Annotated in this window: 23 protein-coding genes and 3 tRNA genes; 21 read left to right on the forward strand and 5 right to left on the reverse strand. The window is 70.5% G+C overall.

The annotated features are described in order from the left end of the window. Positions 1-94: 94 nt before the first annotated feature. The 4 genes from hemG (at position 95) to RKE38_RS16275 (ending at position 3807) form a co-directional block, all read left to right on the forward strand. Positions 95-1594 (forward strand): protoporphyrinogen oxidase, encoded by a 1500-nt coding sequence (gene hemG, locus RKE38_RS16260; protein ID WP_316008513.1) that lies wholly within the window; start codon positions 95-97, stop codon positions 1592-1594. A gap of 10 nt (positions 1595-1604) precedes the next feature. Further along, positions 1605-2306 (forward strand): hydrogen peroxide-dependent heme synthase, encoded by a 702-nt coding sequence (gene hemQ, locus RKE38_RS16265; protein ID WP_316008514.1) that lies wholly within the window; start codon positions 1605-1607, stop codon positions 2304-2306. Beyond that, positions 2306-3304 carry a cytochrome c oxidase assembly protein gene (locus RKE38_RS16270; protein ID WP_316008515.1) on the forward strand — a complete coding sequence of 333 codons (999 nt, stop codon included), beginning with the start codon at positions 2306-2308 and terminating at the stop codon, positions 3302-3304. The genes hemQ and RKE38_RS16270 overlap by 1 nt, the downstream gene beginning before the upstream one ends. 68 nt (positions 3305-3372) lie before the next feature. Continuing rightward, positions 3373-3807, forward strand: coding sequence for a DUF1810 domain-containing protein (locus tag RKE38_RS16275; protein WP_316008516.1), 435 nt, complete (start codon positions 3373-3375; stop codon positions 3805-3807). A gap of 13 nt (positions 3808-3820) precedes the next feature. On the opposite strand, the gene msrB is transcribed toward RKE38_RS16275, so the two are convergent. Beyond that, positions 3821-4246 carry a peptide-methionine (R)-S-oxide reductase MsrB gene (gene msrB / locus RKE38_RS16280; RefSeq protein WP_316008517.1) on the reverse strand — a complete coding sequence of 142 codons (426 nt, stop codon included), beginning with the start codon at positions 4244-4246 and terminating at the stop codon, positions 3821-3823. A gap of 130 nt (positions 4247-4376) precedes the next feature. Here msrB and RKE38_RS16285 point away from each other — a divergent pair, with 130 nt between their 5' ends. Together RKE38_RS16285 and RKE38_RS16290 are read left to right on the forward strand one after the other, a co-directional pair. After that, positions 4377-6560 (forward strand): ATP-dependent DNA ligase, encoded by a 2184-nt coding sequence (locus RKE38_RS16285; RefSeq protein ID WP_316008518.1) that lies wholly within the window; start codon positions 4377-4379, stop codon positions 6558-6560. After that, positions 6557-7744: an alpha/beta hydrolase family protein gene (locus RKE38_RS16290; RefSeq protein WP_316008519.1), complete on the forward strand. Its 1188-nt coding sequence runs from the start codon at positions 6557-6559 to the stop codon at positions 7742-7744. The genes RKE38_RS16285 and RKE38_RS16290 overlap by 4 nt, the downstream gene beginning before the upstream one ends. Here the strand turns inward: RKE38_RS16290 and RKE38_RS16295 are convergent. Continuing rightward, complete coding sequence (locus tag RKE38_RS16295; RefSeq protein ID WP_316008520.1) at positions 7741-8487, reverse strand: dihydrofolate reductase family protein; 747 nt, start codon at positions 8485-8487, stop codon at positions 7741-7743. The two genes, RKE38_RS16290 and RKE38_RS16295, sit on opposite strands and share 4 nt — an antisense overlap. Between RKE38_RS16295 and zapE the strand changes: the two genes are divergently transcribed. The 7 genes from zapE (at position 8486) to RKE38_RS16325 (ending at position 13714) form a co-directional block, all read left to right on the forward strand. Next, a complete protein-coding gene (zapE, locus tag RKE38_RS16300) occupies positions 8486-9562 on the forward strand; it encodes a cell division protein ZapE (protein ID WP_410055473.1) in 1077 nt (358 codons plus the stop codon). The two genes, RKE38_RS16295 and zapE, sit on opposite strands and share 2 nt — an antisense overlap. 543 nt (positions 9563-10105) lie before the next feature. Beyond that, positions 10106-10330 carry a helix-turn-helix domain-containing protein gene (locus RKE38_RS19585; RefSeq protein ID WP_410055474.1) on the forward strand — a complete coding sequence of 75 codons (225 nt, stop codon included), beginning with the start codon at positions 10106-10108 and terminating at the stop codon, positions 10328-10330. A 257-nt stretch (positions 10331-10587) separates the two neighbouring features. Beyond that, positions 10588-11406 (forward strand): hypothetical protein, encoded by an 819-nt coding sequence (locus RKE38_RS16305; protein WP_316008522.1) that lies wholly within the window; start codon positions 10588-10590, stop codon positions 11404-11406. 9 nt (positions 11407-11415) lie between these two features. After that, entirely contained in the window at positions 11416-11598 is a 183-nt protein-coding gene (locus RKE38_RS16310) for a hypothetical protein (protein WP_316008523.1), read from the forward strand. Next, a complete protein-coding gene (locus RKE38_RS16315) occupies positions 11595-11798 on the forward strand; it encodes a hypothetical protein (protein ID WP_316008524.1) in 204 nt (67 codons plus the stop codon). The genes RKE38_RS16310 and RKE38_RS16315 overlap by 4 nt, the downstream gene beginning before the upstream one ends. Before the next feature lie 98 nt (positions 11799-11896). After that, positions 11897-12709 (forward strand): phage major capsid protein, encoded by an 813-nt coding sequence (locus RKE38_RS16320; protein ID WP_316008525.1) that lies wholly within the window; start codon positions 11897-11899, stop codon positions 12707-12709. Positions 12710-12802: 93 nt separating this feature from the next. Next, the gene (locus RKE38_RS16325; RefSeq protein ID WP_316008526.1) at positions 12803-13714 is read left to right on the forward strand and encodes a hypothetical protein; all 912 of its coding nucleotides are present in this window, start codon (positions 12803-12805) and stop codon (positions 13712-13714) included. Positions 13715-13819: 105 nt separating this feature from the next. Here the strand turns inward: RKE38_RS16325 and RKE38_RS16330 are convergent, their stop codons facing one another. Next, positions 13820-14272, reverse strand: coding sequence for a hypothetical protein (locus RKE38_RS16330; RefSeq protein WP_316008527.1), 453 nt, complete (start codon positions 14270-14272; stop codon positions 13820-13822). 169 nt (positions 14273-14441) lie between these two features. On the opposite strand from RKE38_RS16330, the gene RKE38_RS16335 reads away from it, so the two are divergent. After that, positions 14442-15173 carry a toll/interleukin-1 receptor domain-containing protein gene (locus tag RKE38_RS16335; RefSeq protein WP_316008528.1) on the forward strand — a complete coding sequence of 244 codons (732 nt, stop codon included), beginning with the start codon at positions 14442-14444 and terminating at the stop codon, positions 15171-15173. Next, positions 15170-15517 carry a hypothetical protein gene (locus RKE38_RS16340; RefSeq protein ID WP_316008529.1) on the forward strand — a complete coding sequence of 116 codons (348 nt, stop codon included), beginning with the start codon at positions 15170-15172 and terminating at the stop codon, positions 15515-15517. The genes RKE38_RS16335 and RKE38_RS16340 overlap by 4 nt, the downstream gene beginning before the upstream one ends. Positions 15518-16374: 857 nt before the next feature. Here RKE38_RS16340 and RKE38_RS16345 read toward each other — a convergent pair. Next, a complete protein-coding gene (locus tag RKE38_RS16345) occupies positions 16375-17553 on the reverse strand; it encodes a site-specific integrase (RefSeq protein WP_316008530.1) in 1179 nt (392 codons plus the stop codon). Between the two features lie 222 nt (positions 17554-17775). On the opposite strand from RKE38_RS16345, the gene RKE38_RS16350 reads away from it, so the two are divergent. Further along, positions 17776-18750, forward strand: a complete 975-nt coding sequence (locus RKE38_RS16350) for a polyphosphate kinase 2 family protein (protein WP_316008531.1) — start codon at positions 17776-17778, stop codon at positions 18748-18750. Positions 18751-18862: 112 nt separating this feature from the next. Next, positions 18863-19237 carry a VOC family protein gene (locus tag RKE38_RS16355; RefSeq protein ID WP_316008532.1) on the forward strand — a complete coding sequence of 125 codons (375 nt, stop codon included), beginning with the start codon at positions 18863-18865 and terminating at the stop codon, positions 19235-19237. A 55-nt stretch (positions 19238-19292) separates the two neighbouring features. Here RKE38_RS16355 and RKE38_RS16360 read toward each other — a convergent pair whose 3' ends face one another. Beyond that, complete coding sequence (locus RKE38_RS16360) at positions 19293-20939, reverse strand: acyl-CoA dehydrogenase family protein (protein WP_316008533.1); 1647 nt, start codon at positions 20937-20939, stop codon at positions 19293-19295. Positions 20940-20972: 33 nt separating this feature from the next. On the opposite strand from RKE38_RS16360, the gene RKE38_RS16365 reads away from it, so the two are divergent. The 4 genes from RKE38_RS16365 (at position 20973) to RKE38_RS16380 (ending at position 22622) form a co-directional block, all read left to right on the forward strand. Beyond that, the gene (locus RKE38_RS16365; protein ID WP_316008534.1) at positions 20973-22235 is read left to right on the forward strand and encodes a YihY/virulence factor BrkB family protein; all 1263 of its coding nucleotides are present in this window, start codon (positions 20973-20975) and stop codon (positions 22233-22235) included. Positions 22236-22338: 103 nt separating this feature from the next. After that, positions 22339-22411 (forward strand) — tRNA-Gly (locus RKE38_RS16370). Between the two features lie 23 nt (positions 22412-22434). Next, positions 22435-22505, forward strand: a tRNA-Cys gene (locus tag RKE38_RS16375). A gap of 42 nt (positions 22506-22547) precedes the next feature. Beyond that, positions 22548-22622 (forward strand) — tRNA-Val (locus tag RKE38_RS16380). Positions 22623-22633 lie beyond the last annotated feature (11 nt).

A 22633-nucleotide genomic window follows, 5' to 3' on the forward strand; every position in this document is an offset into this window, starting at 1 on the left:
GCGGAACCTGCGGACACCGGTGCGACTGGCGCTGGAACCGTGACGTTCCCAGCCCGCGGTATCGGAACAGTCACGGTCTTGACAGCATGTGGACATGCTTCGGTCACGAGTCGTCGTCATCGGGGGCGGGATCTCCGGGCTTGCTTGCGCCTGGGCCCTGACGCGTGCGGATGCCGCCGTGTCGGTCACCGTCCTCGACGCCAGTGACCGCCCGGGCGGCAAGCTGCGCCGCGAGCCGGTCGCGGGGGTCGCCCTCGACGTGGGCGCCGAGTCGGTGCTCGCCCGACGGCCGGAGGCGGTCGCCCTCATGGACGAGGCCGGGCTGGCCGCGCACCGGGTCCACCCCGCGACGACCTCGGCCGCGATCTGGTCCCGCGGTGAGCTCCGGCCCATGCCCAGGGGGACGCTCATGGGCATCCCGTCGACCCCCGAGTCGGCGGCCGGGATCCTCAGCCCGGCAGAGGTGGCGCGGCTCGCGGACGAGCAGCCGTGGACCGGTGGCGACTTCGACGACGTGTCGGTCGGCGACTACGTCGCGGCCCGGCTCGGCGACGCGGTCGTGGACCGGCTGGTGGAGCCGCTCCTCGGGGGCGTGTACGCCGGGCAGGCGCGACAGCTGTCGCTGCGGGCCTGCCTGCCGCAGGTGTTCGCGGCCGCGCGGCGCGCGGGCTCGCTGCTGGAGGAGGCGGCGGCCGCCGCGGCACGGGCGGCAGCGGCCAACGAGGCGGCGGTGACCGCGACGGCCTCCTCGGGGTCCGCGCCGGTGCCGGCCGGGACCTCGGTGCCGACGCCGGTCTTCGCCGGGCTCGACGGCGGCATCGGCCGTCTCGCCGAGGTCCTGACCGAGCAGCTGCGCGCGGAGGGGGTGGAGGTCCGCAGCGAGACGATCGCGCGGGAGGTGGCACCGCGGCCGGAGTCCGAGGGAGGTGGCTGGACGGTCGTCGTGGGGCCGCGGCCGGCGCCCGAGCGGCTCGTCGCCGACGCGGTCGTGCTCGCCACACCAGCCGTGCCCACGAGCCGCCTGCTCGCGCCCCACGCCCCGGCCGCGGCCCGCGAGCTGGGCGCCATCCCCTACGCCTCGATGGCCATCGTCACGCTCGCGATCGGGGTGGGCGACGCCGGGGACGCCGCCCGCGAGCTGCCCGGCTCCGGCTTCCTCGTCCCGGCCACCGAGGGCCGCACCATCAAGGCCAGCACGTTCACGTCCTCGAAGTGGGGGTGGGTGGCTCAGGCCGCCGACGACCTGGTCTTCCTGCGCGCCTCGGTGGGGCGGTACGGCGAGACGAGCGACCTGCAGCGACCCGACCACGAGCTCGAGGCGCTCGCCGTGGCGGAGGTGAGCGAGGCGCTGGGCCACCCCCTGCCACGTCTGGTCGACTCCCACGTCCAGCGGTGGGGCGGCGCCCTGCCGCAGTACACCGTCGGGCACGTCGACCGCGTCGCACGCATCCGGGCGGGCGTCGAGGCCCTCCCGGGGCTGGAGGTGGCCGGCGCGGCATACGACGGGGTGGGCATCCCCGCCTGCGTGGCGAGCGGGCGGGCGGCGGCCGAGGCGGTCCTGACCCACCTGCGAGAGCGCCCCCGGCAGGGGTGACAATGGCTGCATGAGCAGCAAGCCCTCCCCGTCCCGCATCCGTGAGATCAACGACTCGATCCGGTATGCCATGTGGTCCGTCTTCTCGGTCACCGCACCGCTGGGCGAGAACCGCGACGTGGTCGCCAAGGAGGTCGAGGAGCTGTTCGCCTCGCTCGAGGAGACCGGCGTGGTCGTCCGCGGCGTGTACGAGCTGGGCGGCATGCGCGCCGACGCCGACTTCATGGTCTGGTGGCACGCCGAGCGCATGGAGGACCTGCAGGCGGCCTACCGCGCCCTGCTGCGCACCGAGCTCGGGCGGCAGCTCGAGAGCACCTGGTCGGCTGCCGCGCTGCACCGCCCGGCCGAGTTCAACAAGAGCCACATCCCCGCGTTCCTCGCCGACGAGCACCCCAAGGACTGGATCTGCGTCTACCCGTTCGTGCGGTCCTACGAGTGGTACCTGCTCGAGGACAAGGAGCGCCGCGACATGCTGCGCGAGCACGGCCAGATGGCGCGCGAGTACCCCGACGTCCGGGCGAACACCATCGCCTCGTTCGCGCTGAACGACTACGAGTGGGTGCTGGCGTTCGAGGCCGACGAGCTGCACCGCATCGTCGACCTCATGCGTGAGCTGCGGGCCTCCCGCGCCCGGATGCACGTCCGCGAGGAGGTCCCGTTCCACACCGGCCGCCGGGTCGAGGTGGCCGACCTGGTCACGTCGCTGCGCTGATGTCGTTCCCGGTGGCCGACCTGCTCACGCGGTGGGTCGTGTCGCCGTTCGGGACCGCGCTCGCCGTCGTGCTCACCGTGGGCTACGTCGTCGCCCTGCGCGCCGGGCGGGCGCAGGGGCACCGCGTGGGTGTGCTGCGCACGCTGGCGTTCCTGGGGCTCGGCGTGGGCTCCCTGGTCCTCGCCACCGACGGCGGCCTGGCCGCCGACCGTGGTCACTCGTTCGTCGCGGCCGCGGCGCAGTCGGCGGTGCTCGCCGCGATCACCCCGGTCGGCCTGGCCCTCGGCGACCCGGTCGGGGTGACCCGGCGCGCGCTGGGCGGGGGAGTGCAGCGGCTCGACCGCGTGCTGTCCGGGCGGGTGGCCCGCGTGGTGATGTTCCCGCTGCTGGCCTCGGTCGTGGCCACGGCGGTGCACCTGCTGCTGTTCGTCACCCCGTGGCTCGCCGACAGCCTGCGGGACGGCTGGCTGCGCGAGGCGACGTATGCCGTGCTGCTCGGCACGGGTGTCCTGTTCACCCTGCCGCTGCTCGCCGACGAGCTGGTGCCGGCGTGGTGCACGGCCGGGGTGCGGGTGCTGATCGGCTTCGCCGACGGGCTGTTCGACGCCGTGCCCGGCGTCGTCGTCATGGCGTCACCCGCGCTGCTCGGGGCTCCTGTCGCGGCCTACCTCGCGGCACCGGACCCGTTGTGGCAGCAACGGCTCGGCGGTGGGGCCATGTTCGGCATCGCCGAGGCGGTCGGGCTGCCGCTGCTGGCGGCCACCGTGCTGGCGTGGGTCCGTGCCGACGCCAGGGAGGCGGCCGCGGTCGACGCGCGGCTGGACGCCGAGCGGGCCCTCCGGGCGCCCCGGGCGGGAGACGGCGGCGGCGACGTGACCGTGCCCGTGCGGGGTGCCGTCGCGCCTGCGCAGGCAGCGGCAGAGGCGGCCGAGCCTGTGCTCGACCGGCCGTGGTGGGAGACCGACCCCCGGTTCGCGCACCGGCGGCCCCGTCCCTGACGGAGGCGGGGCAGGGGCCCTGTGGACGGCGGCCTGCGACCGTCAGCGGGGGTGGGCACGATGGGGGCATGGCAGCCACACCCGACCTCAGCCGCTTCCTCAGAGCCCAGGACGACGGCGGCACGTACGCCACGGCCCTCGGGGAGCTGTGCGCCGGCTCCAAGCGCAGCCACTGGATGTGGTTCGTCTTCCCGCAGGTAGCCGGCCTGGGCTCCAGCCCCACGGCGCGCGAGTACGCGATCTCCGGCGTGGACGAGGCCCGCGCCTACCTCGCCCACCCCGTCCTCGGCCCGCGGCTGCTGGAGTGTGCGCAGGCGCTGCTCGACCTCGGCGGCTCCGACCCGCAGGCCGTGCTGGGCGGGATCGACGCCGTGAAGCTGCGGTCGTCGATGACGCTCTTCGCGCACGCCGCCGAGCACGACGAGGACCGCGCGGTGTTCCGCGCGGTCCTGTCGCAGTACTACGGCGGCGAGGAGGACCCCGCCACGATCATCCGGCTCTGACCGGAGGCTTCACTCAGGCGTCGGCCTTCGGCCGCAGGGTGAGGCTGATCGAGTTGATGCAGAAGCGCTGGTCGGTCGGGGTGTCGTAGCCCTCGCCCTCGAAGACGTGGCCGAGGTGGCTGCCGCAGGTGGCGCAGCGGACCTCGACCCGCTTCATGCCCAGGCTGTTGTCCTCGATGTACTCGACCGTGTCACCGGCGAGCGGGGTGTAGAACGACGGCCAGCCGCAGTGGCTCTCGAACTTGGTGTCCGAGGTGAACAGCTCCGCGCCACAGGCGCGACAGGCGTAGACGCCCTCGGTGGTCGTGTCGGTGTACTCGCCGACGAAGGGTCGCTCGGTGCCGGCGCGGCGCAGGACGTCGTACTCGGCGGGGCTGAGCTCGGCCCGCCACTGCTCGTCGGTCTTGCTCACGGCATACGTGCGCTCGGTGCTCTTCATGCTCACGGTTCGTGGCCCTCTCGTGTCTCGGATGGGTGGGCACTCGGTGCAACGCCACGCACCCCGGAAATGGTCCCGGACGCCCGGAAATGGTCCGGGGCCGTCGGACCCCCGGGGCTAGGCTCGGCCCATGGCGGCGGCGAAGGCGACCGAGATCGAGGTGCCCGGGGGGCGCGGCGGCGGGCGGACGGTGCGGATCTCGAGCCCGGACCGGCTCATCTGGCCCGACGACGACGCGACTCCCGGCGGCATCACCAAGTTCGCGCTGGCGCAGTACGCCGTCGACGTCGCGCCCGGGCTGATGCGGGCGCTGGGGCACCGCCCGGTGACCCTGCAGCGGTTCCCCGAGGGCATCGGCGGCGAGGAGTTCTGGACCAAGAACCCGCCCAAGGGCATGCCGGACTTCATCGAGCCCGTGATGTGCACCTACCCCAGCGGGCGGCGCCACCTGCAGGTCGTGGTCGACGAGCCCGCCGCGGCGGTCTGGGCCATGCAGATGAACACCGTGACGTTCCACCCCTGGCCGGTCCGCACGAGCGACGTCGACCGGCCCGACGAGCTGCGGATCGACCTCGACCCGCAGCCGGGCCGCGACTTCCGCGACGCCGTCGAGGCGGCGTACGCGCTCAAGGACGTCCTGGACGGGATCGGCCTCACCGGCTGGCCCAAGACGTCGGGCAACCGCGGGGTGCACGTCTTCGTCCGGGTCGCGCCGACGCACGAGTTCCTCGACGTCCGGCACGGGGTGATCGGCATCGCCCGCGAGCTCGAGCGCCGGCTGCCCGACCTCGTGACCACCTCCTGGTGGAAGGAGGAGCGCGGGGAGCGCGTCTTCGTCGACTTCAACCAGGCCTGCCGTGACCGCACGATCGCCTCGGCCTACAGCCCCCGTCCGCTGCCCGGTGCGCCCGTGAGCATGCCCGTCACCTGGGAGGCGCTGCGCGACGTGGAGCCCGCCGACTTCACCGTGCTCACCGTCCCGGGCATCCTCGCCGCCGACGGCGACGCCTGGGAGGGGATGGACGACGCGGTCGGCGACGTCGCCGCCGCGATCGCCCTGTGGGACCGGGACGTGCAGGAGCGCGGGCTCGGCGAGCTCAACTTCCCGCCGGACTACCCCAAGATGCCGGGCGAGCCGCCGCGGGTGCAGCCGAGCAAGCGGCGCAAGGACAAGGGCGACGAGGAGTACATGGGCCCCAAGGCCGACCGCGACGCGGACCTGCGGGCGCTCTGGGGCCCGGTCGTCCCGCCGGTGCCCCCCATGCTGGCCAAGCCGGTCAAGGCGATCCCGCGCGACGGTGGCTACCTCTTCGAGCCCAAGTGGGACGGCTTCCGGTCGATCATCTTCCGGTCCGGCGACACCGTCGAGATCGGCAGCCGCAACGAGAAGCCGATGACCCGGTACTTCCCCGAGGTCGTCGAGGCCGTCCTGCAGAGCTTCCCCGAGAAGGCCGTCATCGACGGTGAGATCGTCCTCGTCAGCCCGCAGTCCGGTGACCGGCTCGACTTCGACGCGCTGCAGCAACGGATCCACCCGGCCGCCAGCCGGGTCAAGCGGCTCGCGGCGGAGACGCCGGCGAGCTTCGTGGCGTTCGACCTGCTGGCGCTGGGGGACGAGGACTTCACCGGTCGACCGTTCGCCGAGCGGCGCGAGGCCCTCGATAAGGCGCTCGCCGGCGCGGCCCCGCCGATCCACCTCACCCGGGCGACCGACGACCCGGACGTGGCGCAGGAGTGGTTCCACCAGTTCGAGGGCGCGGGGCTGGACGGCGTCATCGCCAAGCCGCTCGACGTCGCCTACGTGCCCGACAAGCGGCTCATGCTCAAGATCAAGCACGAACGCACCGCCGACTGCGTGGTGGCCGGCTACCGCACCCACAAGAGCGGCCCGGACGCGATCGGCTCGCTGCTGCTGGGCCTGTACTCCGAGGACGGCACGCTGCACAGCGTCGGGGTCATCGGCGCCTTCCCGATGGCCCGGCGCCGGGAGCTCTTCGAGGAGCTGCAGCCGCTGGTCACCGACTTCGAGCACCACCCGTGGGCGTGGGCGCAGGAGGACATGGGCAGCCGCACCCCCACGAGCGGCGCGGGCAGCCGCTGGAACGCCGGCAAGGACCTGTCCTTCACCCCGCTGCGTCCCGAGCGCGTCGTCGAGGTGCGCTACGACCACATGGAGGGCAGCCGGTTCCGGCACACGGCGCAGTTCTCCCGGTGGCGCCCCGACCGCGATCCCGAGTCGTGCACCTACGAGCAGCTCGAGGAGCCGGTGAGCTTCGACCTCGCCGACGTCCTCGGCGGGACGGACACCGCATGACGCAGCCCGGCGCCGGCGAGCAGCAGCGGTCGGCGGCACGCAGGGCCGGCGCGGCGGCCGCCGTCGCCGGTGGCGCCGTGGTCGCCACCGGGCTGGCCGGCTCGCTGGGGGCCGCGGCCTACGTCGCCCGCCGTGCCCTCACCCCGGACCGGCGCCGTCCCGACGACACCCACCTGCTCACGGTCGACGACGGCACCGTCGTGCTGGGCGTGACGCCGGAGACGGTCGTCCCGGGCCGGTACGGCCTCTGGCTCGACAACGAGAGCGGGCACGTCCGGCTCGGGGACGTCGTCGACCTCGACGAGCGGGCGGGACGCGTGCGCCGGCGGGTGCTCGGCACGGACTTCGGGCACCTGGCGCCCGGCTACGGCCGGTGGAACCAGTACTACTTCTCCGGGCCGCCGGACCGGTCCCTCGGCCTGCGCACGGAGTACGTCGACGTCGACACCGAGCTGGGCACCATGCCGGCCTGGGTCGTGCCGGCGGCAGCACACAGCGACCGCTGGGCCGTGCTGGTCCACGGACGCGGAGCCCGCCGCCACGAGGGCCTGCGCGCCGTCCGTCCCTTGCACGACAACGGGATCAACGTCATCGTCCCGAGCTACCGCAACGACTTGGGCGCCCGCCGCGGTCCGGACGGCCGCTACAACCTGGGCCTGTCCGAGTGGCGTGACATCGAGGACGCCGGCCTGTATGCCGTCCGGCGGGGAGCGCGCGAGCTCACCCTGGTCGGGTGGTCCATGGGTGGGGCGATCGTGCTGCAGACCCTGGCCCGGTCCACGCTCGCGGACCAGGTTGCGCGGGTGGTGCTCGACGCCCCGGTCATCGACTGGGCCGACGTGCTCGCCCACCACGCCGAGCTCAACGGGGTGCCGCACGCCATCGGCGAGCTGAGCCGGGCGCTCATGGGAAGGCGTGCCGCCCGTCGCCTCGTCGGGGTGCACGACCCGCTCGACGTCGCCCAGACCGACTGGGTCGCGCGTGCCTCCGAGCTGCGCCACCCCGTGCTGCTCATCCACTCCGTCGACGACGAGTTCGTGCCCGTCGGGCCGTCGATCGAGCTCGCCCGCGCCCGTCCCGACCTGGTCACGATGGAGCACTGGGACACCGCCCGGCACACGAAGGAGTGGAACACCGACCCGCAGCGGTGGGAGCGCTCGGTCGCGGAGTTCACGACGCGCTAGGCACGGTCCCCGGGCGCACCGGGCACGACCTCCCAGCGGCCGATCAGCGTGCCGTCCTCCTCGACGAGGGTCATCGGGCGGAGCGAGACGTCGAGGTCGCCCGCCTTGACGATGCGGTCGTGGTCGCCGCCGACAATGGTGGGCGCCCACGTCAGGTCGACCTCGTCGACGACACCGGCCGCGAGCATCGAGCCGAACAGGCCCGGGCCGCCCTCGCTGAGCATCTGGCGAAGTCCCCTGTCCGCCAACGCCTTCCGCGCTTGGACGAGGTCGACCTCGTCGTCGCCGGCGAGGACGACGTTCTCCTCCCCGAGCACCCGGCGCGCGTCGTCGAGCGCCTTCGCGTCGGCGCCGCTGCGGGTGACGAGGATGGCCGAGCCCCGTGGCGAGGTCATGGCCGCGACCGTCTCGGGGAGCACGCCGCGGTTGCTCACGACCGCGAGGACCGGCGCCCCGGGGTCCTCGTCGCGCAGGGCGGGGTAGCCCTCGGCCCGGACCGTGCCTGCCCCCACGACGACCACGTCGGCCAGCCGCCGCAGGAGTGCGAAGACGCGGTGGTCTGCGGGGGTGTTGATGCTGCCCGAGCGGCCGTCGGCGCCGGTGACGGCCCCGTCGAGGCTCGACACGAAGTTCACGCGCAGCCACGTGCGGTCGGCCGGCACGGCATACAGCTGCTCCAGGGCCTGCTCGTCGAGGTCGGTGCCTGGCGCGGGGGAGCCGCTGGGGCCGAGGAGGATGCGCATGGCCGCAGTGTGCCTGATTACGCTGCCCCTCGTGCCTGGCTCCCTGACCGAACGCTCACCGCAGCTGGACCGCGCCCGCCTGGTGCGCGAGCTGGTCCCGCCGCCGCGCTTCGACGCCGAGCGGTTCTCGACCTACCGCCCGGACCCGGCGCAGCCCAGCCAGGCCGAGGCCGTCCGCCGGCTCGAGGCGTATGCCGCCGGGCTGGGGGAGCGGCGCGGTGGTGGCCTGCTGGGGCGCCTGCGCCGGGGGAACGGCGACGGGGACGGCCGGGGCATCTACCTCGACGGCGGCTTCGGGGTGGGCAAGACGCACCTGCTCGCCTCGCTGTGGCACGCGGCACCGGGGCCGAAGGCGTTCGGGACGTTCGTCGAGTACACCAACCTCGTCGGGGCGCTCGGGTTCCAGCAGACCGTCGAGGCGCTGAGCGACCACCGGCTCGTGTGCATCGACGAGTTCGAGCTCGACGACCCGGGCGACACCGTGCTGATGGCGACCCTGCTGGCCCGGCTCGCCGAGGCCGGGGTGTCGCTGGCGGCGACGTCGAACACGCTGCCCGACGCCCTCGGCGAGGGCCGCTTCGCCGCCGAGGACTTCCTGCGCGAGATCCAGGCGCTGTCGGCCCGGTTCGACGTGCTCACCGTCAACGGCCCGGACTACCGGCACCGCGACGCCGTGGACAGCCCGCCGCCGCTGCCCGAGGACGAGGTCCGTGCGGCCACGGCCGAGGACGAGGCCCTGCTCGACCACTTCGTCGACGTGACCCGGCACCTCTCCACGGTCCACCCGAGCCGGTACCGCGCCATGCTCGAGGGCGTGTCCGCGATGGGGTGGACCCACGTGCGGCAGGTGACCGACCAGGCCGTCGCGCTGCGGCTCGTCGTGCTCGTCGACCGGCTCTACGACGCCCGGATCCCGGTGTACGCCAGCGGCCTCCCACTGGGCGAGGTGTTCGGCGGCGACATGCTGCGCGGCGGCTACCGCAAGAAGTACTACAGGGCAATCAGCAGATTGACCGCGCTGGCGCGCCCGGACGAGCACTGGCGCGCCTCAACAGGCCCTGTTGGTCCCGCCTAATCTCAGATGGTGAGCCCATTTGGGCTCACCCCTTGAGGGGCTAGATGGGTGGTTAGAGCGCGGGCACCCAGGGCTTCCCTTGGGACACCCGCGCCGCCACCGCCTTGGCGGTCCACTGGCCGCAGCTTTTCAGGCACCTGTGGCAGGTCACATCGACCGGACCCCGCGCGGTCGCCGGAACGCTGGCCGCGATGTCGCTTCGGAGTGAACCATCTCCGCGATCATCCGATCGTTCTGCGGGTACCAGGTGGGGCCACCCGTTGAGCTGCAACAGGAAGGCGACGACCGTCCACTGACCTCGACGCCTGCAACGTGAGCATGCAATCGGGACTCCAAGCATGCCTACGACATCGGTGAAGGACGCTCGGCGGGGGAGCGGGGTGCTCATGCCCACATCTTTCCGCAGGCATGCCCTTTTCGGTACACTTTGTCCCGTGTCGTCGTGCAGATCACGGCTGCACAAGGCTGAGCCTGAGACCAGTGCGGTGACCGGACATACGAGCCGGATAGCGGCTGGGTACGTACCTCCCACGGAGCGTGCCCATGCCTGCACTCGGTTCTGCCGCCGATCCCTCGACCATCCTGTTCAGCTACGCCGACACGGCGAAGTTGCTCGGTGTCACCCAGAGGTGGCTCGAAGATCAGGTTCAGCGTCGTCGCGTGCCACATCACCGACTCGGACGCCAGGTCCGGTTCTCGGCCTCGGACATCGAGGAGATCGAGAAGGACGCTCGCGTTCGGGCTCAACCGCGACCTGCGGGGGCGTGAACGGTGGTCCCCACAGAACAAAAGGCCCCGATGGGGCCCTTCGCCGCCGACCTCGCTGCCAACGCCCTCGACTCCTCAAACTCTAGTCCGGAGCGCCCGCGGCTCCAGCCCACCGCGCCGGACTACTACGCCGAGCTCATCGAGCGGTACCGAGCGCTACTCGATATGGATCGCCGGCGGCGCGAGGCGGCACGACGGCTCAGCCCCATGGCCGACGGTCGTCGCGACCCGCTGGCTGAGACCCCCAAGTCCTCGGCATGAGCGCCATGACGGTGGACGGCCCGCGCCCGGCCGTGGAGTGGGTGACGTCGATGCCCTACCGCCTGACCGACGCGGAGTTCAGGGTGCTGATGCTGCTGGCCCTCGACTCGTACGACGGGGTCACCGCCGCCCCGGGCTACGACAACCTCGCGAGGTGGAGCGGCCTGCTGCGGTCTTCCGTGGGCGCTGCCCTGGCCCGTCTGTGCGAGCCCGCGGAACACCGACCGGCGCTGGTGCGCCGAGTGGGCAAGCGGCAGCGGCATACGGTGTTCGCCTTTTCTCGTCCAGCGCTGCCGGACATCTCGACTGGTCCGGCCACGCCGGAGGAGTGGGTGAACGTCTCGTCCGGTCGGGCCGGACAGGTGGTCTCGTCCGGCCGAGCCGGACGAGACGGTGGCGACACGCCCGTGGACCCGTCCGGCCAGACCAGACGCACCCTTCCTAGTACTACCCGCGTGCCCACCTCCACGGCGCAGGTCACCCGGACCTTGCAGGAGTCCCAGCGCGTGCCTCAGTCCGATGGCGGTGAGGTGCAAGGCGGCCACGACGAAAGTGGTGTGCCGTCCGCCGGCACCTCGCCCGATGCGGTCGGCCGGTTTATGAGCATCTACAGCCCGCCCGGCGAGCGCTACGGCTTCGTGCGGCTCACTTCGGACGATGGTCGCCAGTGGTTCCGCGACCGGGGCATCCACAGCATGTACAGCCGTCTCCACCGCGCCCACGAGGTGCGCCGAGAGCACCTCGCCGACATTGCCACCATCGCGGAGCTCGAGGGCTGGCACATCCGTGAGTACACCAAGAAGCCCACGAAGTAGGAGAACAAGATGACCCGCCCCGAACGTGTCCAGGATCTTCGCCACCGCTTGGGCGACCACAGCCTACCCACCGCCCTGGAGCGCATCGTGGACAACGGCGACGGCACCGTGACCGTCGTGGAGATGACGGACGACGGTGTCACCCAACACCGGACGCTGTGGCCGACGCTGAACGAGGAGGTGGAGGGGTGAGCGCCCGGGACGAGCGATACCGCCAGCAGCGGGACAGGTACCGGTTCGCACTGGTCGAGGTGGCCGCCGTCGCGATCATCGGCGGCATGACGGTCACCATGGAGTTCCTGCCCGTCGAGCCGAGACTCCTCGACGATGTGCACCGGCGCGTACGGGAACTGCGCGCCGAGGTGGATCGACTGGCTTACCAGCAGGCATGATGGACCCAGGGGAGTGCTGACCGCAGCCATCCGGCCGGAGCCGTGAGCCGTCGAGCCGCGCGCATGGCGAATGTCATTCGCATGCACAGGAGTTCGACATGGCCACCACCATCACGCGCACGGAGTTCAACGGCAACGTCTTCCCCCCCGAGGTCGCCGACTTCATCGCCGACTCGATCATCGGCGGCGCGCCCTTCACCGCAACCCTCACCCGGCGCCCCTCCCGAGGCAACCTCGTCATCCCGGTCGTCAGCGCAGTCACGGGACAGGGGTGGGTCGCCGAGGGCGCAGACCTCCCGGACGTCGACCTCACCACTGGCTCCGAGGTCGTCGCCGTCAAGAAGCTCGGCGGCATCGTCCTCATCACCCGCGAAGCGTTCGAGGATGCCACCTGGCCGATCGCCGACGAGGTCTCCCGCGTCGTCCAGGACGCGTTCTCCCACGACCTCGACCTCGGTCTGCTCGGCGGCACCGGAGCCGGGGCCAACCCCCTTGGCGTCACCGGCCGCGCCGAGGAGATCACCGGGGCCACACTGACCGCTGCGGTCGCCGCTGCGGTCTCCGACATCGGTGAAGCAGGCGGTCGGGCCACCCACGTCGCCCTGTCGCCCACCGCTGCGGCCACCGAGGCGGCACGCGAAGGCTCAGACGGTCACCCGGTCTACCCGTCAGGCATGGGTTCACTCCAGGGCCTGACCGTCGTGCCGGTTCCCGGGCTCACGAGCCCACTGGTCTACGACGCAGGCCGCATCTACGCCGTCGCCGCCCGAGACTTCCGTGTCGAGCGCTCCGTCGACTACGCGCCCGCCTTCAAGGGCGACAAGGTCGCCCTCAAGATCACCGGACGCTTCGGGGCCGGGCTGCCCGTCCCGGTGAAGTCGATCCGGCGGCTCACGGTCGGTGCAGCCTGATGGTGTGCGGACGGGGGCGCGAACCTTGCGCCCCCACCGTCCGCGTCCGCCGTGCACGGCAGATAGCTGACAAACTCCTGTCATGATCCGTGGGTGACACCCGAGAGCACATGGACCGACCCGAGTTCTGCGTGGTGGGCAAAGCACGCTCACGCCCGTGAGCATTGGGAGCGGCTGGATCAAGCCGAGCGCGAGTACATGGAGCGAAAGCCCTTCAACATCAAGGAGAGGAACGAGACTGGGCCACCGATCGTGGTCGAGTTCGAGTTCCACGAAGTTGAGCCGCCCCCAGTGGCGATCAGTCTTGTTCTGGGCGACATCGTTCACAACCTGCGCAGCGCGCTAGACAGCCTGCTGTTGTCCATAGTTTCGTATGACCTGGGCCGGCAGCTGACGGAGGACGAGGAGCGTCAATGCCAGTGGCCGATATGCGCGACCCCTGCAGAGTTCGAACGGTTCTTCGAGGGTAAGGCACGACGGCAGATCTTCTCGACTCGGATGCAGGGATGCCTCCGATACGTGCAACCCTTCTATTGGCTGGAGCAGGCGCAGAAAGTAGGGTCAGCGACCTCTTCCGACCTCTCCTGGGAGTCGGAGGCTGCCACCGACTCTCTTTATGTGCTGCAGCGACTCTCGAACCTGGACAAGCATCGGCGACTGACCGTCACGGCCGTCTGGCCATCGTTGCTTTACTGGATCAACGAGGCGGGCTCGGAGCCGCGGGTGGACTGGCGCTACCTCAAGCCCCCGCCTTGGAGCGACGGAGATGTCATCGGTCGGATGACGATCGAGTCAGGTCCGTCACCCCGCGTCGTGCAGGAGCTTGTCCTAGTGGCCCTCGAGTCACCCGCGCACGACCATCAGCGAGAGGCGCACCACTCGCTGACGAAAGAGGTCGACCGACTCATCGACAGCGTCGCCATGCGGATGAGCATGCTTATCAGCGACTACACGTGCCGCACCCAAGGGTCGGACGTCGAGGAACCCCATGCCACCAGTGGTTGACGGCGAGGTGGGCAAACAGATTCGGACGCCCCAAGGACCTGGCGTAGCCGCCATGGCAAGGGCTGATCTCAGATGGGGCTGCTACGCGGCAGCCGGGCTGTCTGACTAGTCGGGTACTCCGAGGTCGCGTCTCGCCTGTCTGATGAATCGATCCAGCGACTCCTGCACCCGGCGCGTAGGCATCTCGGCACTCGTCCCGCTATAGGACATGAGGTTTTCGAACATCTCCTCGGCTATGGCGTCTGCCTCCACGGAACCAAAAACCTTGACTCTTGAGAGCCTGTTGTAGAGCGAGGAGAAAAACTCGAAGTCTGGCTCGTCGCCTGCCACATTCATGGCCACGACCGTGTCGTAGTCCCGATGGAATGCAGAGGAGAACTCCGCGTACGCATCGCGTCGTTGCTGCCTCGCCCAGACGGCTTGCTCGTGTTCACGGTCTCGGCGCTCCCGGGCTACCGCCCGACGCTCGCCCCACCACTGGCCGAGGAACCCACCACCCAGAGCAAGCGCGCCGCCGAGGGCGGTGGGTGCCAACGTCGACCAGTCCATGGCGATCATGGTGCCGTGCTGTGCTTCCTGTGCGGGCTCGCAACGCCGGACCCCTAGGGCCTTCCTGCGGCAGCGGCGAGCAGGGTGGCAGCATCGTGTACAACAACGAGCGAGGGGCTCTGTTGGGCTAGCATCCAGCTTCCAGACGTAGGTTCCGTTAGGGGGGGCTTTGCCTTCGGTGTTCCTGAGCTACGCGCACGAGGACGCGCCGGCAGCCAACCTGCTTCGCCACAATCTGATCAACAGCGGCGTAGACGTCTTTGACTCCTCTCTCATCACACCAGGTTCGAACATCAGCCACGCCATCAACGAAGGGCTCGAAACGGCGGAGGGAGTCATCTTCCTTTTGTCGCAGAACTTCGTGAAGAGTGAGTGGGCGCAGGTGGAGGTAGCGGCCGCGTCGGCCGAGATCGCGGGTGGCGAGAGAAAACTAATCGTTCCCCTTCTCATCGATCCGAACTTCGACACGAACAAGATCCCTAGCTTGTTGCGCCGCTACCAGTGGCTAGATGCCCGCGATGGAAGTCTCACAGACGCGGCGAGATCGATCAGCAGGAGTCTTTCGGGACTGGTAGGCCAGCCGGACGTCAGAGAGCAGCTTGACTCCGAAGAATTCTTGCTGAACCTCCGTCGGATGGAACTGGATCTGGAGAGGCGTGCGTACGAAGGTGCGCAGTTTGCAGAGGCGACCGCCCGGCGCTATCGCATGCTGGCGATCGCGGCTACCGCATCAACACTGATGGTGGCGGTGGCTCTTTCTCTTCTCGCCATCCTCTACAAGGACTCGGCCGAAGACTCACGAAACGTGATAGTCGCCCTTGGTGGAGTCCTGGCGGGTGCATCCGGTGCGGTCATCGCGCAGATGTTCTTGATGTCGCGGCGGAGGCGCAGGCGGGGGAATCAGCCATGACCGATCAGACCCAGCGAACGGCTGCGTTGACACAGGCGCAGGAACGCTTGAGGCAAGAGCGCGAAACCTTCGACCGCAGGAAGGAAAAGGACGCGAAGTCCTTTCGTCTGAGGATGACTATGGGTTGGATCGCCTGCGCCCTGCTGCCACTCCTCGCGGTGGGTGCAGGTGCTGTGCTCTATTTCCACAAGGATTTCCCAGACGTAGCCGTAAATGTCTCGGCGTCAACACTGCTGGTCGAGGCGCTAGCCTGCATCACCGGTGTATGGAGGGCGTTCGCAGGTGGCGCGCCAGAGGTTTTGCAGCCGGTGACCGCAGCAAGTAATCAGGAAGACGCCAAGTAGGCAGGCTTCCTGAGCCCGTCCTCGACGTGCGGGGGTCGTGGGACACAACTTGCGAGCATGCACAAACGCTTGACCGGGGGTTCTCGCGCACGGCGCGCCTCAGCAACCTCCCCCACCCTTGGCCAATGATGGTGCCGTGACGGATACACCAGCGACCACCAGTACGGCGGCGACACTCATTCAGGTTGTCGGAACGCTGGGCTTGGGGTCCATGCTGGGCAGTTTTCTGTCCTCTTCGGGGCAGCGCCGGGAGGCCCGGGCAGCGGTCCTGCGGGCCCTGTCAGTCTGTGAGAGCGCACGCTGGGCCCCCCGGCTGCCAAACGAACCAAGTTTTAACGATGCTGCGCACGACCTATCAACCGCATGTCTGGTGGCGAGAGTGCCACAGGAAGTTGCGGGCCTGTATGTCGCTGTCGGGCGCACTGCGTCTTCCGCCAGCATCGCGTCGTGGGCGGACGACCCGGACCCCGAGTACGGCGGCGGTATTAACTCCGAATTGGCCGACGTGACTCGCGAGTGTGCAAAGTTGGTGTCGCGTTTGGCGTGGTCGCCATTCCGGGGCCGCTTATTCCTGTACTGGCGCATCGACAGGCTGAAGCGCGACGCGGACGCCCTCGCCCCTCGCTTCACGGTGAACTGGACATACGGGCTGTAGCGCGACACGCGACCTGACCTGCAATAGCGCCAGCATAGTTTGCGGGCGCATGTGCCACCGCGGCACCCACGAGGAGGGGCCGCAGGTGCGCCGCTCCCAGTTCTCGACCTACCTGTCGGACACGATGGCGACGCTGGCGAACGCAAAGGCCTTCCGAGGGGTGTACGGCTCCCGCAGGCCCACGGACGCGGACCGAAGTCGCCTAGGCGCTCCTGTGGGCCTTGCGCGCGGGTCTTGTTGCCCGGGGGCGGGTTGACAGCAGCTCGCGCATCCGGTCATCGGTCTGGGCCAGCACATGGCCATAGATGTCGGCGGTGATGCCGACGGAGTCATGCCCGAGCCGACGCGACACCGCGAGCAGCTCCATCCCCCCGGCGAGCAGCCATGACCCATGAGTGTGCCGCAGGTCATGGAACCTGAGGCGTCCGGCCAGGCCCTCGGCACGGGCACGTTCGAGTGCTGGGTACCAATGGCGCTTCGCGAACACAGACGCTCGCCAGAAATCGCCGGTCGAGGGGTTGGGGAAAACGAAGTCCTCTGCAGCCTTGCCCTTGACGTGCGCCTTCAGCGCGGCGGCGAGGTCATGGTCGATCACGATGTCGCGCACGCTGCTCTGCGACTTTGGCTCCCCGAGAGTGGCCCCATTCTCACCCTCCGGACGACGAACGGCCCGCACAACCGAAATCATGGGTCGCGGCCCGAGCCGGAGGTCGCGCACCTGGAGGCCGAACACCTCACCCTGCCGAAGTCCTGTTGCCAGGACGGTCTCCACGAGCAGAGAGATTGACCGGTCACACGCCGACAGCAGGACCGAAGCCTCAGCTGGTTCCAGGGCGCGCACCCCATCACGCTTGCGGCGACGAGGGCACTTCACGGAGGCGCACGGATTCCCCGCACGAAGCGGAGGCTCCGCGCTCGTGGCGTATCGGAATACCGCCTTAGCGAAGTCGTAGGGAGCCTCGGCGGACATGCCCCGCGAGGTCAGTCCATTCACCATGGCGGCCACGTCATCCCGGCTGACCTCGTCCACTGGGCGGTTCTGCCAGTCGGCGAGGGTGGTTCGCGCGAGTCGGCGATACCGGTCCCTCGTGCCGGAGGTCGTGGTGGTTCGGCTCGCGATGTACTGCTCGGCCACCTCGGCAAACGCGGGCACCCCATGCCGGGTGCGCTCGCCCGTGATCATGCTGCGGTCTAGGACGTCGGGGTCATCATCCTTGACGCGGTGGCCGCGAACCTCAACGGCTCGTTGGAGCGACTTGGCGTCCTCCGCGCTGCGCACGGTGACGGACTGCCACGCTCCCTCGCGGGTGCCTCCATAGCGCCACCTGACACGGTAGGAGTACTCCTTGCGCTTGCCGCTCCCCATCCGCTCGCGGCGCACTATTTGTGCCACTCTGCCGCTCCCTTCGCTGCAATTTCTGTGCTGGCCCGAGATGGACTCACGGGGACAGAATATCGGTGCGGGGAGCCCATGGTGAGCCCATTTGGCCGCAAGAAGCACATTTATGCTGGTCAGGCGCATGACTCGCGCAAGAAGTACTTCCGCGCCCTGTCGCGGCTCACGTCCCTCGCGAGACCGGGCTGGCAGTGATTTGATGCCGCCATGGCGAAGGGGAACGGCAAGGGCGGCAAGGGCAAGAGCTCCAAGGGCAACGGCGGCAAGGGCTCCAAGCGCGCGGACAAGGCGAGGAAGTCCAAGGTCGCGGGGATCGACGTCTCGGACGTGAAGGACGAGGCCCCCGCCCCGGTCTCGTTCACCGAGGCGCTGCGTGCCGGGCCCGGCTTCTCGCTGACCGACCTCGACCCCCGCTCGACGCCGGGCTTCAAGGGCGGCAAGTCCGACGGGGAGGTGGCGCTGGCGGCGCGGGCGGGTGAGATCAGCGCCTTCCAGGAGCGCCTGTATGCCGAGTCCAAGGGCGGTGGCTCGCGGTCGCTGCTGCTCGTGGTGCAGGGCATGGACACCTCCGGCAAGGGCGGCATCATGCGCCACGTCGTCGGCCAGATGGACCCGCAGGGCGTGAGCTACACGTCGTTCAAGGCGCCCACCGCGGAGGAGAAGCGGCACCCGTTCCTGTGGCGGATCCGCAACGCGCTGCCCGCGCCGGGCCAGATCGGCGTCTTCGACCGCTCGCAGTACGAGGACGTGCTCATCGTGCGGGTGCACGAGCTCGTGCCGAAGGCGGTGTGGTCGCGTCGGTACGCCCAGATCAACGCCTTCGAGGCCAAGGTCGCCGCGGCCGGGACGACCATCGTCAAGGTCATACTGCACATCTCCGGCGACGAGCAGAAGGCGCGGCTCGCCCAGCGGCTGGAGCGGCCGGACAAGTACTGGAAGTTCAACCCCGGCGACATCGACGAGCGGATGCAGTGGCCCCACTACCAGGAGGCCTACCAGGCGGTCCTGGACAGGACGTCGACCGACATCGCGCCGTGGTTCGTCGTCCCGGCCGACCGCAAGTGGTACGCCCGGCTGGCCGTCCAGAACCTGGTCCTGGAGCACCTCGAGCGGATGGACCCGCAGTGGCCGCCGGCCGACTTCGACATCGCCGAGGAGACCGAGCGGCTCGCCCGTACCTGATCCCGGGGCCGCGAAGTCCTAGGGCCTGCCACAGCGAGGGGCCGAAGGGGCGATCGATGAGTTCCGCGGTCGCGGGCGGTCGGTACCGGTACCCCACGAGAGGAGAGGCGCCATGCTGCGCGACTCACAGGCGTTCAGCGGGTTCTCGGTCCCTGACACCGAGGCCGCCCGCACGTTCTACACCGAGGCGCTCGGGCTGGAGGTGACCGAGCAGAACGGCATCCTCACCCTGCACCTCGGCGGCAGCCACCGGGCCATCGCCTACCCCAAGGCCGACCACCAGCCGGCCGGCTTCACGGTGCTCAACTTCCCCGTGCCCGACGTCGAGGCGGCGGTGGACGAGCTGACCGCCCGAGGGGTCCGGTTCGAACACTACGAGGGCACGCCGATCGAGACCGACGCCAAGGGCGTGTTCCGCAAGGGCGGCCCGCTCATCGCGTGGTTCACCGACCCCGCGGGCAACGTCATGTCCGTGATCCAGGACTGACGGCCGGCGGCTCGGGTCAGGCAGGGCCGCCGCAGCCCGGCGCAGCCAGTCCGGCTCAGCCGGCCCAGGCGCGGTCGACGAGGGCGCGTGCGGTGGAGGCGGCCAGGCCGGCCTCGAGCGTGCCGAACGTCGCGCCGTGGCCGCCGCCGAGCCGCGAGGCCACGAACGCCTCCGAGACCTCCGTGGGGGCGTGGCGGACGAGCAGCGACGCCTGCAGGGTCACGGCGAGGTGCTCCACGACGCTGCGCGCGCCGGCCGCGGCACCGGGCTCGGCGGCATACCGCACCACGTCGTCGACGCGGTCGATGGCGGCGTCGAGGACCGCGCTGTGGCCGGCGCCGAGCTGGACCTCCTTGCGGAAGGCCTCCACCGCCATGGGCTCGCGGGCGACGGCCCGGAGCACGTCGAGGGCGTTGACGTTGCCCGAGCCCTCCCAGATCGAGTTGAGGGGTGCCTCGCGGTAGAGCCGGGCCAGGCCGTTCTCCTCGACGTAGCCGTTGCCGCCCAAGCACTCCAGCGCCTCGGCGACCATGGGGGAGGTGCGCTTGCAGATCCAGTACTTGCCGACCGCGACGCCGAGCCGCGACAGGGCGGTGTCGCCCTCGTCGACGGCGTGCGCGAGGCGCAGCGCGAGGGTCGTCGCGGCCTCGACCTCGAGCGCCAGGTCCGCGAGGACGTTCTGCATGAGCGGCTGGTCGACGAGGAGCGCCCCGAAGGCCGAGCGGTGCCGCGCGTGGTGGATCGCGCGCACCAGGGCGGCCCGCATCGTCGAGGCCGACCCGAGGATGCAGTCGAGCCGGGTCGCCGCGACCATGTCGAGGATCGTGCGGATGCCGCGCCCCTCGTCGCCGACGCGGACACCCCACGTGCCGTCGAGCTCGACCTCGGAGGAGGCGTTCGAGCGGTTGCCGAGCTTGTCCTTTAGCCGTTGCAGGGCAAAGGGATTGCGTTCGCCGTCCTCGAGGACGCGGGGGACCAGGAAGCAGCCGACGCCGGCGTCGGTCTGCGCCAGCACGAGGAACGCGTCGCTCATGGGCGCCGAGCAGAACCACTTGTGGCCGGTCAGCCGGTAGGTGTCGCCGCCCCCGAGCGGTCCTCCCGGGGTCGCCACGGCCCGGGTGGTGTTGGCGCGGACGTCGGAGCCGCCCTGCTTCTCGGTCATGCCCATGCCCGCGATGGCGCCGCGCTTGGTGGCGACGGGGCGCAGACCGAAGTCGTAGTCGCGCGAGGCGAGCTGCGGGACCCAGCCGGCGGCGAGGGTGGGGTTCGCCGCGAGGGCGGGCGCCGCGGCATACGTCATCGAGACGGGGCACAGGTGGCCCTGCTCGTTCTCGGACCAGGCGATGAAGCCGGCGGCGCGTCGGACGTGCGCGCCGGTGCCGGTGGGCGCGGTCCACGGCTCGGCGGTGAGCCCGGCGCCGACCGCGATGCGCATGAGCTCGTGCCACGCGGGGTGGAACTCGACCTCGTCCACCCGCTCGCCCCGGGGGGAGTGGGTGCGCAGCCGCGGCTCGAACTCGTTCGCCTGCACGGCCCACGCCCGGGCCTCGTCGCTGCCGGCGCGGGCGCCGAGCTCCTCCACCTGCCGGTATGCCGCGTCGTCGGACCACCGCCGGAGCCCCTCCGCCAGCGCCGGCTGCGTCGTCAGGGTGTTGGCCTCGGGCAGCGGTGGCACCTGGTTGGTGACGGCGTGGGTGGACACGTCAGGCACCCTATGCCGGGATACCGTGGCGGGGTGAGTGTCAGGGGCCGGCTGCGACGGACGCTCGTCCGGGTGCCCGGCGGGCTGCAGGTCGCGCGCCTCACGGTCGAGACCGTCCGGGTGTGCATGAAGTACCGCGTGACGGGGCTGGCGTCCGAGGCGGGCTTCTTCATGCTGCTGTCGCTGCCGCCACTGCTCATCGGGCTCATCGGTGGAGTCGGCTACGTCGGCCAGTGGCTCGGCGAGGACATCGTCGAGCGGGTCATCCTCGGCATCCAGCAGTTCTCGGGCCGGTTCCTCGTGGCCTCCGTCGTCGACGACACGATCCTGCCGACCGTCCGCGAGGTGCTGAAGAACGGGCGTGGCGACCTCATCTCGATCGGCTTCCTGCTGTCGATCTGGTCGGGGTCGCGCGCGCTCAACGTCTTCGTCGACACCATCTCGATCATGTACGGCCAGTCGGGCGTCCGGGGCATCGTGCGCACGCGGGCCCTGTCGCTGACGCTGTACTTCCTGTCCCTCCTCGTCGGCATCGTCATCGTGCCGCTCGTCGTGATCGGCCCGGCGGTCGTGGGGGACCTGCTGCCCGAGCAGGTGCGCTTCCTCACCTGGCTGTACTGGCCGGTGGTGGTCGTCGGTGCCGTCGCCAGCATCGCGACCCTGTTCCACATCTCGACCCCGCGGCGCACGCCGTGGCTGCGGGACGTGCCCGGTGCGGCCCTCACGCTCGTCATCTGGGTCGTGGCGTCGTTCGTGGTGCGCGAGACCGTGACGGCCTCGATCCGGGGCGGGACGTCGATCTACGGGCCGCTGTCGGCGCCCATCGTGCTGCTGATCTTCCTGTACGCGCTCGCCATCGCGATCCTCATCGGGGCGGCCCTCAACGCCGCGGTGCGCAAGCTGTGGCCGGTGGAGGAGCGCCCCTCGCTGCGTGCCCAGACGGTGGAGTGGGTGCGTGACCGCGTCGCCGAGACCCGGGGGGTCGACACCGGTGGCGCTGTGCCTGCCGGCGGCGTCGTGCCTGCCGGCGCTGTCACCGAGCCGCGGGGTGCCCGCAGGCGGCGCCGCCGCCTCACCGCGCGGGCCCGTGTCCAGCGCGACCAGGCGGCCCTCTCGTCCTCGGTGGCCGGGCTGCGTGCTGCCGCGCGCGGCCCCCTGACCCCGATGCAGGGCGAGGGCGAGGTCCCCGAGGGGCAGGAGCGCCACGGGGAGCGGGGCGCGGAGCGCGACCGCGAGCAGGGCACGCAGCAGGACCGGCGCACCGCTCGTGAGCGCCTCGCGAGCCGGTCGAAATGACACCGGTGGCACCCGATTTGGAGACGGGTCCGCCGATCCGATAATGTCTGACCGCACGCGCAGCGGGTGAAAGCCCGTGAACAACACCAATAGCGCGTGTAATGCGGATGTAGCTCAGTTGGTAGAGCGCAACCTTGCCAAGGTTGAGGTCGCCGGTTCGAGCCCGGTCATCCGCTCGGAAGGGTTGGACCGCCTTCATGGTGGAGTGGCCGAGAGGCGAGGCAGCGGCCTGCAAAGCCGCGTACACGGGTTCAAATCCCGTCTCCACCTCGGACCGGCTCCCTCTGGGGGGAGTCGAACCCAGCACCACCCGGGCGATTGGCGCAGTGGTAGCGCGCTTCCTTGACACGGAAGAGGTCACTGGTTCAAACCCAGTATCGCCCACCACCACGAACGGC

Source organism: Phycicoccus sp. M110.8, from assembly GCF_032464895.1.
Lineage (GTDB): Bacteria > Actinomycetota > Actinomycetes > Actinomycetales > Dermatophilaceae > Pedococcus.

Coding starts and splice junctions, on each gene's coding strand:
- RKE38_RS16340 (WP_316008529.1), top strand. CDS start 15,170: ATGACCGATCAGACCCAGCGAACGGCTGCGTTGACACAGGCGCAGGAA.
- hemG (WP_316008513.1), top strand. CDS start 95: ATGCTTCGGTCACGAGTCGTCGTCATCGGGGGCGGGATCTCCGGGCTT.
- zapE (WP_410055473.1), top strand. CDS start 8,486: ATGGCCGCAGTGTGCCTGATTACGCTGCCCCTCGTGCCTGGCTCCCTG.
- RKE38_RS16285 (WP_316008518.1), top strand. CDS start 4,377: ATGGCGGCGGCGAAGGCGACCGAGATCGAGGTGCCCGGGGGGCGCGGC.
- RKE38_RS16270 (WP_316008515.1), top strand. CDS start 2,306: ATGTCGTTCCCGGTGGCCGACCTGCTCACGCGGTGGGTCGTGTCGCCG.
- RKE38_RS16275 (WP_316008516.1), top strand. CDS start 3,373: ATGGCAGCCACACCCGACCTCAGCCGCTTCCTCAGAGCCCAGGACGAC.
- RKE38_RS16290 (WP_316008519.1), top strand. CDS start 6,557: ATGACGCAGCCCGGCGCCGGCGAGCAGCAGCGGTCGGCGGCACGCAGG.
- RKE38_RS16305 (WP_316008522.1), top strand. CDS start 10,588: ATGAGCGCCATGACGGTGGACGGCCCGCGCCCGGCCGTGGAGTGGGTG.
- RKE38_RS16350 (WP_316008531.1), top strand. CDS start 17,776: ATGGCGAAGGGGAACGGCAAGGGCGGCAAGGGCAAGAGCTCCAAGGGC.
- RKE38_RS19585 (WP_410055474.1), top strand. CDS start 10,106: ATGCCTGCACTCGGTTCTGCCGCCGATCCCTCGACCATCCTGTTCAGC.
- RKE38_RS16330 (WP_316008527.1), bottom strand. CDS start 14,272: ATGATCGCCATGGACTGGTCGACGTTGGCACCCACCGCCCTCGGCGGC.
- RKE38_RS16320 (WP_316008525.1), top strand. CDS start 11,897: ATGGCCACCACCATCACGCGCACGGAGTTCAACGGCAACGTCTTCCCC.
- hemQ (WP_316008514.1), top strand. CDS start 1,605: ATGAGCAGCAAGCCCTCCCCGTCCCGCATCCGTGAGATCAACGACTCG.
- RKE38_RS16310 (WP_316008523.1), top strand. CDS start 11,416: ATGACCCGCCCCGAACGTGTCCAGGATCTTCGCCACCGCTTGGGCGAC.
- RKE38_RS16355 (WP_316008532.1), top strand. CDS start 18,863: ATGCTGCGCGACTCACAGGCGTTCAGCGGGTTCTCGGTCCCTGACACC.
- msrB (WP_316008517.1), bottom strand. CDS start 4,246: ATGAAGAGCACCGAGCGCACGTATGCCGTGAGCAAGACCGACGAGCAG.
- RKE38_RS16295 (WP_316008520.1), bottom strand. CDS start 8,487: ATGCGCATCCTCCTCGGCCCCAGCGGCTCCCCCGCGCCAGGCACCGAC.